At 43.7% G+C, this 12,041-nt stretch carries 10 protein-coding genes and 2 tRNA genes; 9 read left to right on the forward strand and 3 right to left on the reverse strand.

Features of this window, described 5'->3' with window-relative positions:
• Positions 1-349: 349 nt before the first annotated feature.
• The 8 genes from DI392_RS07745 (at position 350) to dbpA (ending at position 8,247) form a co-directional block, all read left to right on the forward strand.
• Positions 350-1,966, forward strand: coding sequence for a tetrathionate reductase family octaheme c-type cytochrome (locus DI392_RS07745; RefSeq protein ID WP_181388379.1), 1,617 nt, complete (start codon positions 350-352; stop codon positions 1,964-1,966).
• Positions 1,967-1,983: 17 nt separating this feature from the next.
• Entirely contained in the window at positions 1,984-2,580 is a 597-nt protein-coding gene (locus DI392_RS07750) for a cytochrome b/b6 domain-containing protein (protein ID WP_109319330.1), read from the forward strand.
• 31 nt (positions 2,581-2,611) lie between these two features.
• Complete coding sequence (locus tag DI392_RS07755; RefSeq protein ID WP_109319331.1) at positions 2,612-2,938, forward strand: hypothetical protein; 327 nt, start codon at positions 2,612-2,614, stop codon at positions 2,936-2,938.
• Positions 2,939-3,060: 122 nt separating this feature from the next.
• Entirely contained in the window at positions 3,061-4,437 is a 1,377-nt protein-coding gene (locus tag DI392_RS07760; protein WP_109319332.1) for a DUF3373 family protein, read from the forward strand.
• 407 nt (positions 4,438-4,844) lie between these two features.
• The gene (amyS, locus tag DI392_RS07765; protein ID WP_109319333.1) at positions 4,845-6,368 is read left to right on the forward strand and encodes an alpha-amylase; all 1,524 of its coding nucleotides are present in this window, start codon (positions 4,845-4,847) and stop codon (positions 6,366-6,368) included.
• Between the two features lie 202 nt (positions 6,369-6,570).
• Positions 6,571-6,657, forward strand: a tRNA-Leu gene (locus DI392_RS07770).
• 22 nt (positions 6,658-6,679) lie between these two features.
• Positions 6,680-6,755, forward strand: a tRNA-Gly gene (locus DI392_RS07775).
• A gap of 106 nt (positions 6,756-6,861) precedes the next feature.
• Positions 6,862-8,247: an ATP-dependent RNA helicase DbpA gene (gene dbpA / locus DI392_RS07780; RefSeq protein ID WP_109319334.1), complete on the forward strand. Its 1,386-nt coding sequence runs from the start codon at positions 6,862-6,864 to the stop codon at positions 8,245-8,247.
• Positions 8,248-8,309: 62 nt separating this feature from the next.
• Here dbpA and DI392_RS07785 read toward each other — a convergent pair whose 3' ends face one another.
• The gene (locus tag DI392_RS07785; RefSeq protein WP_109319335.1) at positions 8,310-8,870 is read right to left on the reverse strand and encodes a hypothetical protein; all 561 of its coding nucleotides are present in this window, start codon (positions 8,868-8,870) and stop codon (positions 8,310-8,312) included.
• 350 nt (positions 8,871-9,220) lie between these two features.
• Between DI392_RS07785 and DI392_RS07790 the strand changes: the two genes are divergently transcribed.
• Complete coding sequence (locus tag DI392_RS07790) at positions 9,221-10,933, forward strand: EAL domain-containing protein (protein ID WP_109319336.1); 1,713 nt, start codon at positions 9,221-9,223, stop codon at positions 10,931-10,933.
• Between the two features lie 31 nt (positions 10,934-10,964).
• Here DI392_RS07790 and DI392_RS07795 read toward each other — a convergent pair whose 3' ends face one another.
• Positions 10,965-11,306: an SHOCT domain-containing protein gene (locus DI392_RS07795; protein ID WP_109319337.1), complete on the reverse strand. Its 342-nt coding sequence runs from the start codon at positions 11,304-11,306 to the stop codon at positions 10,965-10,967.
• Positions 11,299-12,039, reverse strand: a complete 741-nt coding sequence (locus DI392_RS07800) for a PP2C family protein-serine/threonine phosphatase (RefSeq protein ID WP_219930889.1) — start codon at positions 12,037-12,039, stop codon at positions 11,299-11,301. Before DI392_RS07800 ends, DI392_RS07795 begins: the two co-directional genes overlap by 8 nt.
• Positions 12,040-12,041: the final 2 nt, after the last annotated feature.

Raw genomic sequence — 12,041 nt, forward strand, 5'->3', positions numbered from 1 at the left:
TCAGGTTTAAGCAGCAGCAACGTTGCTTAAACCTTTTTTATGCTCATCGGCTTTTTTCTATCTGACGGTAGTTAAAAGCGCTTTTTTGATTATTTTCTATTTTATTGATATATAAAATAAAAATAGCTTTCCTTGAGTGAAATCAAGAAAGGTTCTGCCAATCATAAAAATATTAGTGTGATCTAGCTTAAAGGTTTTATGTGTGCTTCAAGTACCCATATGAATATTGTGTGTTTACGTATTATATTAGAGATTAGCTATATTAGGTTTTGATGTTTTAGTGATGTCTGATTTTTAGCCTGAGATATCGAATCAAAAAATACATAACATACACAGGCGGTGGCTAACCATGATTAAACAAACAATGCTGATCTTTGGCCTGTTTATTTTCTGGACAAGTCATGCTCTTTCTTCCGAAGCCGGCGGGGAAAGTGAGATAAAAAGAACAGTGTCATCGGTTGCAGGAACGGCTGATCACTCCATGTTTGAAGTGCTTGATCAGGAGTTTGATTACGCACCGGATGTGACAGAAGCATGCCTGGAATGCCACACGGAAGCCTCTAAGCAGGTTCATAAGACTTTCCACTGGCAGTGGGGAAAAGACGTTGATGGCATTAAAGTGGGTAAGTCTGAAAATGCCTTTAATAATTACTGCGTTGCGGCAAAAGGGAACGCAAGTTGTACTCAGTGTCACGCAGGGTATGGGTGGCGTAATGACGATTTTGAACTGGATGCAGAAGAGAATGTAGATTGTCTTGTCTGTCATGACACCACCGGAACCTATAAAAAATCGGCCAACACATCCGGCCATCCCTACTATGAAGACACCATGGTTGGTGGAAAGCTTCAAAAGGCGATCGATCTAAAATATGTTGCTCAGCATGTTGGCGAACCCGGACGGGAGAATTGTCTGGCCTGTCACGCCGTTGGTGGTGGCGGCAATGGTGTAAAACATGGGGATACCGATTTATCTTTGATTAATCCGGATTTTGCTCTTGATGTGCATATGAGCCCGGAAAAACTTAATTTTACCTGTCAGACCTGCCATACCGAAAATGAACATAAGATTTCCGGCCGCTATTATGACCGAAAGGCATTTATCGATCATGAATTGAACAAAGGCCAGGCAGACCGCATGGGGAACAATGTTTCCTGCGAATCCTGTCATAGCGCAACACCTCATGAAGAACGGGAAATAAATAACCATACGGCTAAAGTTGCCTGTACCTCATGCCACATCCCTGAAATGGCTCGGGGCCCGTATTTGACCAAATTGTCATGGGACTGGTCAACTGCAGGTCAGCTAAAAGATGGCAAGCCATTTACTATAGAAGAAGAGTTTGATGGTGTCGAAAACCATTCTTACATGAGTAAAAAAGGGACTTTCGTATGGGGTAAAAACGTGGTTCCTGAATACCGTTGGTATAAGGGAGAGCTTAAACAGAAAACTCTGTTAGATACGATTGATCCAGCTCAGGCTCCTATCGATATTAACCCGCCGACCGGTGACTATAACGATCCGGATGCGCGGATATGGCCGTTCAAGATCCATAGAGGTAAGCAGCCATATGACACGGAACTGAATCATATCCTCCCGATTCGTCTATACGGACGTCCCGGAACAGGGGCGTTCTGGACGGAGTTTGACTGGGGCAAAGCCCTTGCAGCCGGAGCCGAATCAAATAATGTTGAATTTAGCGGCCACTACGGATTTATCGAAACAAACGGATACTGGCCAATCAAGCATATGGTCGCACCGGCTGACGACGCTGTTGCCTGTGAATCTTGTCATAGCAGAGAAAGTCGGCTAAACGGGCTGAACGATTTCTATCTGGTTGGCCGGGATAGCAATACGCTGGTCGAATACTATGGCGCGTTTGCTATCTTCGGCGGACTGCTCGGCGTGTTATTCCATGCCTTACTCCGAATCATCAGTATCCGCCGAAGAAGAAATAATCAGAAGTAACAGATACGGACAAAGTTATGAAAAAGACAATAGTAATTTTTAAACGGTTTGAACGCTTCTGGCATTGGGCTCAGGCATTATTAGTTCTCATGCTTATTGTGACAGGGCTAGAGGTTCATGGAGTTATAGAACTCTTTGGTTTTAATACCAGCTCTTCGCTGCATCATTTTAGCGGATTTGCCTGGGGTGTACTGGTTATTCTTATTTTTACCTGGGTATTGACGACCGGGGAGTGGAAGCAGTTTATACCGGATATGAAAGGGATTGATGGGGTGCTTCGCTTTTATTTGTATGGCGTGTTTGTTGGTGAGCCACACCCGCATCATATGTCACCGGAAAGTAAATTTAATCCCCTGCAGCGAATCGCCTATATTGGCGTATTGTTTGTCCTGATCCCGGTTCAGGTTATTACTGGCTTAATCTACTTCTTTTTCCCTGAATTAAGGGCGGCAGGCATTATCGATCAAATTGGTACCATCGCTATAATTCATACATTTTGTGCTTATACCATCATCGCCTTTCTGGTTGTTCACCTTTATCTCATTACATTGGGTGAAAAATTATCCAGTCATATGAAAGCGATGGTGACAGGTAAAGAAAATATCAAAGAATAGGAAAATCAACTGAAAATAAGGGGTCCGTGTTATGAAGAAAATACTGATAGGTTTAATGGTGGCAATGCTATCGTTTAACGTGTTTGCTGATGCTGCCAAAGGTCAACAATATTATCTTAAATATTTAAGACCATTATTTGGCTATAACGGTCAGGAATTTGCCACTCAACATTTAAAAATAGAGTGGAAGCGATATTTCAAAAAGGATGCGAAGAAGTTCATCCAGAAATATAGTAAGAAACACCCTGAGGCAGCAGAGTTTTTGGCAAGTGATACATTTCAGAAAATCGCGCCTCATGTCGAAGATTTTGCAGTTAAATACGCAGCAGACAGCGGTGAGTTACCTAGTTGTAACTAATTAACAGAGCATTAGTAATACGTTATCTGGATTAGGTCTGTTTTTGATTCTTTAAAGCTTCTGAAAAGGAGTGTGGTTTGTTGCATCTTGAAAATGGGCCGACAACAAAAAAGAGAACAATTATGATCAAATTATTACCTATCTCAGCAGCGGTGATGGCGGCACTGGCCCCGTCTGTTCAGGCAGAAGAAAGTCTTCAGGCTCAAATCGACGATTTGAAAGCACAAATACGGGAGATGAAAATTGACAATGCCGGGCAGAACCTGAAGTTTAAGGTCGATTACCGGGTAACCATGGACTCTATCGAATATAAAATGTCTGATGGTTCAAAAGCCAAAAACGATGATCTGTTAACTAATCGGTTATGGCTGAATATGGGCTATCAGTATGACGATAACCTATCTTTCATTGGTCAGCTTGCGTATAACAAAGCCTTTGGTGAATCACTTGCCGATGATGGTTATGCGAATTTTGACTGGGTAGTCAACGAAACGCCGGAAACGGATAACGCATTAAAAGTTCGCCAGGCCTATTTTCTGTATTTAGGTGAACAATTCATGGGAGTCGATGACTTACACTGGTCATTCAGTTTAGGTCGGCGTCCATCCACCGACGGTTTCCTTGTGAATCGTAGGGAAGGCTTTGACGAAGCTCAGTCACCATTAGGCCACTCTATCAATGTTGAATTTGACGGATTAAGTATAAACACCAAGTGGGACAAAATTACGGGTATCCCTGGCGCTGCAATTAAGCTTTGTGCCGGTAGAGGGCTGACGAATACGACCACCCGCTTTACGATGTCGGGCACTGACTACGCGGTAGATGATTCGGCAACGGATGACATTGATTTCATCGGCTTTATTTTTACGCCGTATGATAACGGTCAGTATGATGTTAAGGCGATGGTATATAACGCGCAGAACCTGATTGGTTACGATGCCATGGAAGCAATGAGTGGCAACCCTGTATTTCATGACTATGGTAGCCTGAATAATGCCACATTTTCCTTTGAAATGAATGGAATCGGTGAGTTGATCAATGATTTTCTGGATAACACCACAGTTTTCGCTTCTTATTCTTTGTCACAAACCGATCCTGCATCCGACATGGCGATGTTAGGCTCAACGGAAGAAGAGACCGGGCATTCATACTGGTTTGGTGTTAATTTCCCCGGCTTTATGGATGATGATTCGTTTGGAATAGAGTATAACCATGGGTCTAAATACTGGCGTTCGTTCACTTATGGTGAAGATACCATGATTGGTTCAAAATTAGCGGCCCGGGGTGATGCTTACGAAATTTACTATAATCTGCCAATTATTGATGAGGCGTGGGTAGCTCAACTTCGCTATACGCATATTAAATATGATTACACAGGCAGCAACGGTTTCTTTGGTAGTGCATCAGCGCCCATGACGATGTCTCAGGCCGAAGGGTATGGCATGAACCCGGTTAAAGAAGCCAGCGATATTCGTCTTCTGCTTCGTTATAAGTACTAGTAGCCGAAAACTAAGGGAACCCTCGGTACACTGAACACCTTAAAGTGTCGTTGTTCCCTGACCATACTCATTATAAAGCCAGTGCAATACTGGCTTTTTTTGTTTTCTATCTACTACTTGAATAACAAATATAATTATTAATAGGCATTTTTTCTTACCATAATATTTAACAAATACCCATACATTATTTGATTTTTATTCCAGAATAAATCAAACAAAATATTAATTCTGCAAATGATAGGTGAATCAACAACTGCGGATGCATAGTAGTGTTAGATTTTTTCAGCTTTTAATTCGTCTTGGGGGTATTAAAAATATCTTACAGCGCTGTGGGTTATTAAGCCATTAATTTAGTGCCTTGATTTAATTGAGAGGTGCTAATTTTAATTATAACGAGAGAGAAAATAATGAAAGTTATCCAATTAAAACGTGCAATATTACCTTTGTCCTTGCTGTTGTCTGCGCCTGTTTATGCGTATCAAAACGGTACCATGATGCAATATTTCCACTGGTACGTACCGAATGACGGAACATTATGGACCCAGGTTGAAACCAACGCGCCATTACTGTCAGATGATGGTTTTACTGCATTGTGGCTACCGCCTGCTTATAAAGGTACCGGGGGCGGTTATGATGTGGGCTACGGTGTTTACGATATGTATGACTTGGGCGAATTTGATCAAAAAGGCTCGGTCAGAACTAAATACGGCACCAAAGACGAGTATATCAGTGCCATTCAGGCGGCACACCAAAACAATATTCAGATTTATGGTGATGTCGTGTTTAACCACAGAGGTGGGGCCGATGGAAAGTCCTGGGTTGATACAACGAAAGTGGACTGGGATAACCGTAATATCGAGTTAGGCGACAAATGGATCGAAGCCTGGGTGGAGTTCAACTTCCCCGCTCGAAATGACACCTATTCCTCATTTCACTGGACTTGGTACCACTTTGATGGGGTGGACTGGGATGATGCGGGTCAGGAAAAAGCTATCTTTAAGTTTAAAGGAACAGGCAAAGCGTGGGACTGGGAGGTCAGCTCAGAGAAAGGCAACTATGATTACCTGATGTACGCCGATCTTGATATGGATCACCCGGAGGTTAAGCAGGAACTGAAGGATTGGGGGGAATGGTATCTGAATATGACGGGAGTGGACGGATTCCGCATGGATGCCGTCAAACATATTAAATACCAGTACTTGCAGGAATGGATTGATTATTTGCGTAATAAAACAGGTAAAGAGCTATTTACCGTTGGGGAATACTGGAATTACGATGTAAGCCAACTACAGAACTTTATTACCAAAACGTCAGGTAGTATGTCTTTGTTTGACGCACCGCTGCACATGAACTTTTATAATGCATCACACTCTGGCGGTAATTATGATATGCGCCAAATCATGGACGGAACCTTGATGAAAGATAACCCGGTAAAAGCGGTTACCTTAGTCGAAAACCATGATACTCAGCCATTGCAGGCTTTGGAGTCTACCGTTGACTGGTGGTTTAAGCCGTTGGCATACGCGTTTATTCTGCTCAGGGAAGAAGGTTATCCATCCGTGTTTTACGCCGATTACTATGGTGCTCAATACTCTGATAACGGTTATGACATTAATATGGTACAGGTACCGCATATTCAGGAATTGGTATCGCTCCGTAAGAACTATGCATACGGTACACAGCATTCCTATTTGGATCACTGGGATATCATTGGCTGGACACGCGAGGGGGACACTGAACATCCTAATTCAATGGCGGTAATTATGACTGATGCTGCAGGTGGCAGTAAATGGATGTACACCGGACATGCCAACACGAGTTATGTAGACCAGCTTGGCAACCGTTCTGAAGTGGTATGGACTGATGGTAACGGCTGGGCTGAGTTTCCGGTAAATGGTGGTTCAGTGTCCGTTTGGGTCAGCGAAAACTAGTCGTAATCAGGAGACGCTGTTCAACTCCTGTACTAACTGTATGAGAAATAAACCCGTTAGGCCGAAATTTAGTCATACGGTTCAAAACATTACATTTTTTTGTTGACGAAAATTCTGAATGCAGTAAAGTACACCTCGTTCCCAGCGACAACGGGTTGTTGAGAGCGAATTAAGGATGGTGTCTCCATCGCTTATATAGCGTGCCCTGGTGGTGGAATTGGTAGACACAAGGGATTTAAAATCCCTCGGCGTTCGCGCTGTGCCGGTTCAAGTCCGGCCCGGGGCACCATTCTCTTATTTAATGAGAATATGCGACACTAGCTCAGTTGGTAGAGCGCAACCTTGCCAAGGTTGAGGTCACGAGTTCGAACCTCGTGTGTCGCTCCAGATTTTAAGGCCCCGACAGAAATGTCGGGGCTTTTTTGCATTCGTGTGGTTTTTGTTGTCTTATTCTAGGGCGTGCCCTAAACTCACCCAATATAAGGAATATCCTTTGAGTCAGTCTCCTTTTTCTTCTCTGTCTCTATCTCCAGCTTTATTAAAAAACCTGGACTCTTTAGGGTACACATCCATGACGCCGATTCAGGCTCAAAGTCTTCCATTAATGTTGCAGGGTAAAGATGTGATCGGGCAGGGTAAAACCGGCTCAGGCAAAACCGCTGCATTCGGATTATCTATATTGACCAACCTGAATGTTAAGCGGTTTCGGGTTCAGTCTTTAGTGCTGTGCCCGACAAGGGAACTGGCCGATCAGGTTGCAAAAGAGATCCGTAAACTGGCACGAACCATCCACAATATTAAAGTGCTTACCCTTTGTGGCGGTATGCCAATGGGGCCACAAATCGGCTCGCTGGAGCATGGTGCTCATATACTGGTAGGGACGCCGGGAAGAATTCTTGACCATCTGGACAAAGGAAGAATTGACCTGTCGGAGCTGAACACACTGGTGTTGGATGAAGCAGACAGAATGTTGGACATGGGCTTTCAGGATGCGATGGAAGCCATTATTCAGCAAGCACCGGCTGAAAGGCAAACTTTGCTGTTTAGTGCGACCTTTCCGGAGCAAATCCAGTCAATTTCTGGTCGGATTATGCGTGAACCAACGATGGTGAAAGTGGAATCTACACATGACAGTGTAAGCATCCATCAGGCGTTCTATAAAGTGGAAGGAAACCGTGAGCGTCTTGAAGCCGTTAAAAAACTGCTGTTGGCACATAAACCGGAATCAACGGTTATTTTCTGTAACACCAAAAGAGAGGTTCAGGAGGTCGCTGATGAGCTTTACCATCATGGTTTTAGTGTGATTGATCTGCACGGTGATCTCGAGCAGAGAGAACGCAATCAGTCGCTGGTTCAGTTTGCCAATAAAAGTATCTCAATCCTGATCGCTACAGATGTCGCTGCCCGTGGGCTTGATGTCGACAATCTGGATATGGTGATTAACTACCAACTTTCTCGTGATCCGGAAGTGCATGTTCACCGTATCGGACGGACAGGGCGAGCCGGAAATAAGGGCCTGGCATGTAGCCTGTTCAGCGAAAAAGATGCCTATCGTGTGGCGTTGATCGATGAGTATATGGATATTCCGATCTCGCCGGTAGGGCTGCCCGAAGACGATGTACTGTCACAAGAACCTTATCAGGCTGCGATGGTAACGATTGAAATAGCGGGCGGGAAAAAGCAAAAAGTGCGTGCTGGCGACATCTTAGGTGCTTTGACCGGGCAAAACGGCATTCAGGGTAAACAGGTGGGTAAAATAAATCTGTTTGATATGCGTTCTTATGTCGCGGTTGAGAAAAACGTGGCAAAACAGGCTTTGAAGAAGCTTGAGTCAGGGAAAATGAAAGGGCGCAACTTCCGGGCGAGAATTCTCCGCTAGCCAATCGAAAATGCCACCTTTATAAAGAAGGTGGCATTGTTGCTGTTGTATGAAGAGGAAAGTCAGGCAGGTAAACGTTCTCTATTTTCCATCAGTAAATTCATGGCATCTAAATATTGGTATAAGCCGTTACCGTCAAGCTGGTAAATATCGATGGTTTCTTTGTCAAGTTTCAGTCCTCTATGTCGGGCTTCTTTCTCTAACCCAGTGATGTCAAGTAAAGGAAACAGCAGTCCACCAACTTGTTCTTCTACAGCAACGATCTGGTGGCGGAGTCGGTCATTGAGCTGGTATAACTCTTTTTCTTCTTTTGGTAACACAATGCCCGGAGAAAATTTTTGATGGAGCAAAAGCCCGACAAAATAGGCAACTAAAAGGCCAATAGCCGTCAGCATGTTTACTCCCGTTACCAGATAGCTGACAATAACGACCAGTGATGACAACCCGCCTATCCACGCCAGTCGATACAAAATTTGTCGTAGCCTCTGTTTTCTTTCCGCTTTAAGTAACAGAGTATTTAAAGCCAGCATTTGCTTACATCCGGCTTTCAGGTGATGGTCATATAAATTGCGTGCTGCATGCGCAGTGGTGGTAAGATCATTCTGAGGTACAGTCTGACTCATGAAGTGTTTCCTTGGGGTCACTCATTTACTACAGGTTTTATCGTAATACTTTTACATGACCGCAATCTTAGATAAGGTAGCCACTAGAAAACACCCAATATGCATTAATTGATTTTTATGGTGTTAATCCAGATTTGGGAATGTTTGATTCTGGTAAGTAAATTGTTGCGTATATGTGTGTTGTTGGGTGTTAGTGTGAACTTTCGCCGGATATCAATACAGATTAGTTGCGGTTTTATGACATTTTCAATAACTTGGTTTTTCCATAGTCTTTGTCAATTGTTGTCTCTGAGCGTACTGTGGTAGTATTTTTTAGTCTTGGTAATGAGTCTTATTAGGTGATTGTATAAATGTCGGATTTAATTCAGCGTCGTTTTATGAGTATGTTCGACACTGCGGTTGAAGGGTTGTGGATTATGACTCCTGACCGGCAGGTTGCTTTCTTTAATCACACTTTTTACCAGCAATTTCCTTTCAATCCTGAAGGGGCCAGCTTAAGCGACTGGACGGACTTAATTCACCCTGATGACAGGCATCTTTTTAAAGATAACGTTGATAAACAGCTGAATTTTTCTGATGGCGACAAAAAAGTTCTGAGTCAGTATCGAGTCCGTAAAAAAGATGGTTCTTATTGTTGGATAGAAGCGCTCGGTGCGATGAAACGGGACGACCAGGGTGAATATATGGTGGGTAACCATCGTGATATTACCTCCCAGAAGAAGCTTGAGTCTTCTATTCGTCGTTTAGCTTTCTCTGATAAAGTTTCCGGTCTCCCTAACAGAGATCAGCTGAAAATTGATCTGCAAACCCGAAAGTCTGACGTTACTCTTCTCCATATTCATTTAAAAAGAATTCAGTCATATATCAATCAATTTGGAGAGCTGGTTATTCAGGAAGTGATTGATAGGACAATACAATGCCTGGATATATTTCAGCCGTTTAACAGTAAGTTCTATAGAAGCTCTACAGAAACTTTTACCGTCGTTTTATATTCTCCGATCCCAGAACAACAACTTGCTGAACTGTGTCAGAAGTTTATTCATATGTTCTCAAAGCATGCCGATCAAAACGGAGCTTTGTATATTGATGGTGTGTGTATCGGAGCTTATCCATGTAAAGATTTACTTCAGGATCCTGATGAAGTCATCAACTGGGCGGCACAAACGTCAGAATATGCTTACAGAAATGAAGAGAGTCAGTGGACTATCTGTAATGATGAAATTCAGAAAAAAGTTAAGCGATACTTTTATATTGAACGTAAGCTGAAGTCCGCTATAAAGAATGACGAAATATCCGTACGTTTTCAGCCAATAATTAATGCGAAAACACGAGAGTTAGTGAGTTTTGAAGCATTAGCCCGGTGGGATAAGAGTAAAATCGGGGAAATTTACCCGGATGAATTTATACCGGTTGCTGAGCGCAAAGGACTGATAAGTGATCTTGGTAAAAAGGTGTTAACCCAAGCCAGTGGCTTTATCGCGTATTATAATAAAATCCGTAACAGTGATATCAAAGTTAATGTCAACGTTTCGGTTCTTCAGCTACTGGATGGTACTTTTCCGGACCAGGCTCTTGAGATAGTTCGTGGGGAAGGTGCGACAACAAACAGTGTTGTTCTGGAGCTGACGGAGTCAGTATTACTGGAAGATAAGTGTCAGGCAATGAACCAACTGAGACAATTGCAGTCATTCGGATTCCAACTGGCGATGGACGATTTTGGCTCCGGGCATAGCTCAGTCACAGGCTTTTTTAAATTGCCTTTCCAACAGTTGAAAATCGACCGTGAGTTGGTCAACGATTCGATGAAAGAAGCTGAACCCTATGCTTATCTGGAATTTCTGACGATGCTGTGCAGTATCAGAGGCATTGGCGTCACAATAGAAGGAATCGAAACAGAAGAGATGATGGAGCGATTTATTCAGATGGATGTATCCTCTTTCCAGGGATATCTTATTGCTAAACCTCTTACTCTGGAGTCGGCAATGGAGTATCGAGGGTATGGTATCAGCCATAATGATAATGTCTGTTCTATTGAACAACTGGTAATCCCTAATATTGCCTGAGCCAGTATTCTTCGCTGCATAATCAGCGACTTTACAGCATAAAATACAGATAAACTGCACTAATAAACAGCAGTAACAGAAGAGACGCAGTTATCAGAATTCGTGCGAGAGGCAACTCTTCCTGTGGATCTGGCGATGACTCAAGGAGAGAGTCGTGATGGATATTACCCGGTTTTTCTAATTTCACAGGCTCTGTTTTCTTTGTATGCTTTCCAGTCTGCCAGGGCTTCTCTGTTTGCGGATTTTTTTGCATCCGGACCAGTTTTTCCAATAGCTCTGCACGAAGAGCCAGGTAAGTTGCGCGATCTAACTCCCCGTTAGCGTAGCGCTGGGCGAGCTGATTGAGTGTCGTATGGCTGCTGGTACTAGACATGTTGAGCCTTATGGGCTTTAACGAGTACAGACGTGACGTTATCGCGGGCCCCCCGCTTAAGTGTGCATTCTATCAGGGCGGTGTTGATGTCCTGAACCGAGTCATTTTCATTTAGCATATCCTGCAGTTCTGTATCACTGACTTCTTTATTCAGGCCATCGCTGCAGAGCAGAAACATATCATTATCCCGGATATCATAATCAATCAGATCGACAAACAGGGTACTATGCGCGCCTACGGCTCTGGTGACGATATTAGAAAGGGGATGGTTTTCGGCGTCTTCCCTGAGCAACATGCCCCGTTTTACCATTTCTTCAACCTGGCTATGATCCTGAGTAAGCTGAAGAAGCTGGCCCTCTCTCAGTCGGTAGGCTCTGCTGTCACCCGCCCACATCAAAATACAGGTGTCTGCATAGGCCAGCAGGATCACAACGGTGCTGCCTATCAGAGCATTGTTACCTAAGCGTCGGGCTTCCAGCTGTAGGTGTCTGTTGATTGCCAGCAGGTTATCTTCACAGAGTTTGACCCGGTCACTGAGTCTGTCCGGCAGGTGAGTATGCTTGAATGTCGCCACTATGTTCTGGCTGGCAATTTCTCCGCAATTATGGCCACCCATACCGTCGGCAACCAGCCAGAAATTCTCTTCCGGTCTGGCAAGGAAAGCGTCCTGGTTTATTTTCCGGACTTTCCCCTGATGGCTGATAGCGGATGTTTCCCAGGTGAATCCTTTCATAT

This window comes from Vibrio albus, assembly GCF_003144035.1.
Classification (GTDB): Bacteria; Pseudomonadota; Gammaproteobacteria; order Enterobacterales; family Vibrionaceae; genus Vibrio; species Vibrio albus.

Coding starts and splice junctions, on each gene's coding strand:
- DI392_RS07745 (WP_181388379.1), top strand. CDS start 350: ATGATTAAACAAACAATGCTGATCTTTGGCCTGTTTATTTTCTGGACA.
- DI392_RS07750 (WP_109319330.1), top strand. CDS start 1,984: ATGAAAAAGACAATAGTAATTTTTAAACGGTTTGAACGCTTCTGGCAT.
- DI392_RS07755 (WP_109319331.1), top strand. CDS start 2,612: ATGAAGAAAATACTGATAGGTTTAATGGTGGCAATGCTATCGTTTAAC.
- DI392_RS07760 (WP_109319332.1), top strand. CDS start 3,061: ATGATCAAATTATTACCTATCTCAGCAGCGGTGATGGCGGCACTGGCC.
- amyS (WP_109319333.1), top strand. CDS start 4,845: ATGAAAGTTATCCAATTAAAACGTGCAATATTACCTTTGTCCTTGCTG.
- DI392_RS07785 (WP_109319335.1), bottom strand. CDS start 8,870: ATGAGTCAGACTGTACCTCAGAATGATCTTACCACCACTGCGCATGCA.
- DI392_RS07790 (WP_109319336.1), top strand. CDS start 9,221: ATGTCGGATTTAATTCAGCGTCGTTTTATGAGTATGTTCGACACTGCG.
- DI392_RS07795 (WP_109319337.1), bottom strand. CDS start 11,306: ATGTCTAGTACCAGCAGCCATACGACACTCAATCAGCTCGCCCAGCGC.
- DI392_RS07800 (WP_219930889.1), bottom strand. CDS start 12,039: ATGAAAGGATTCACCTGGGAAACATCCGCTATCAGCCATCAGGGGAAA.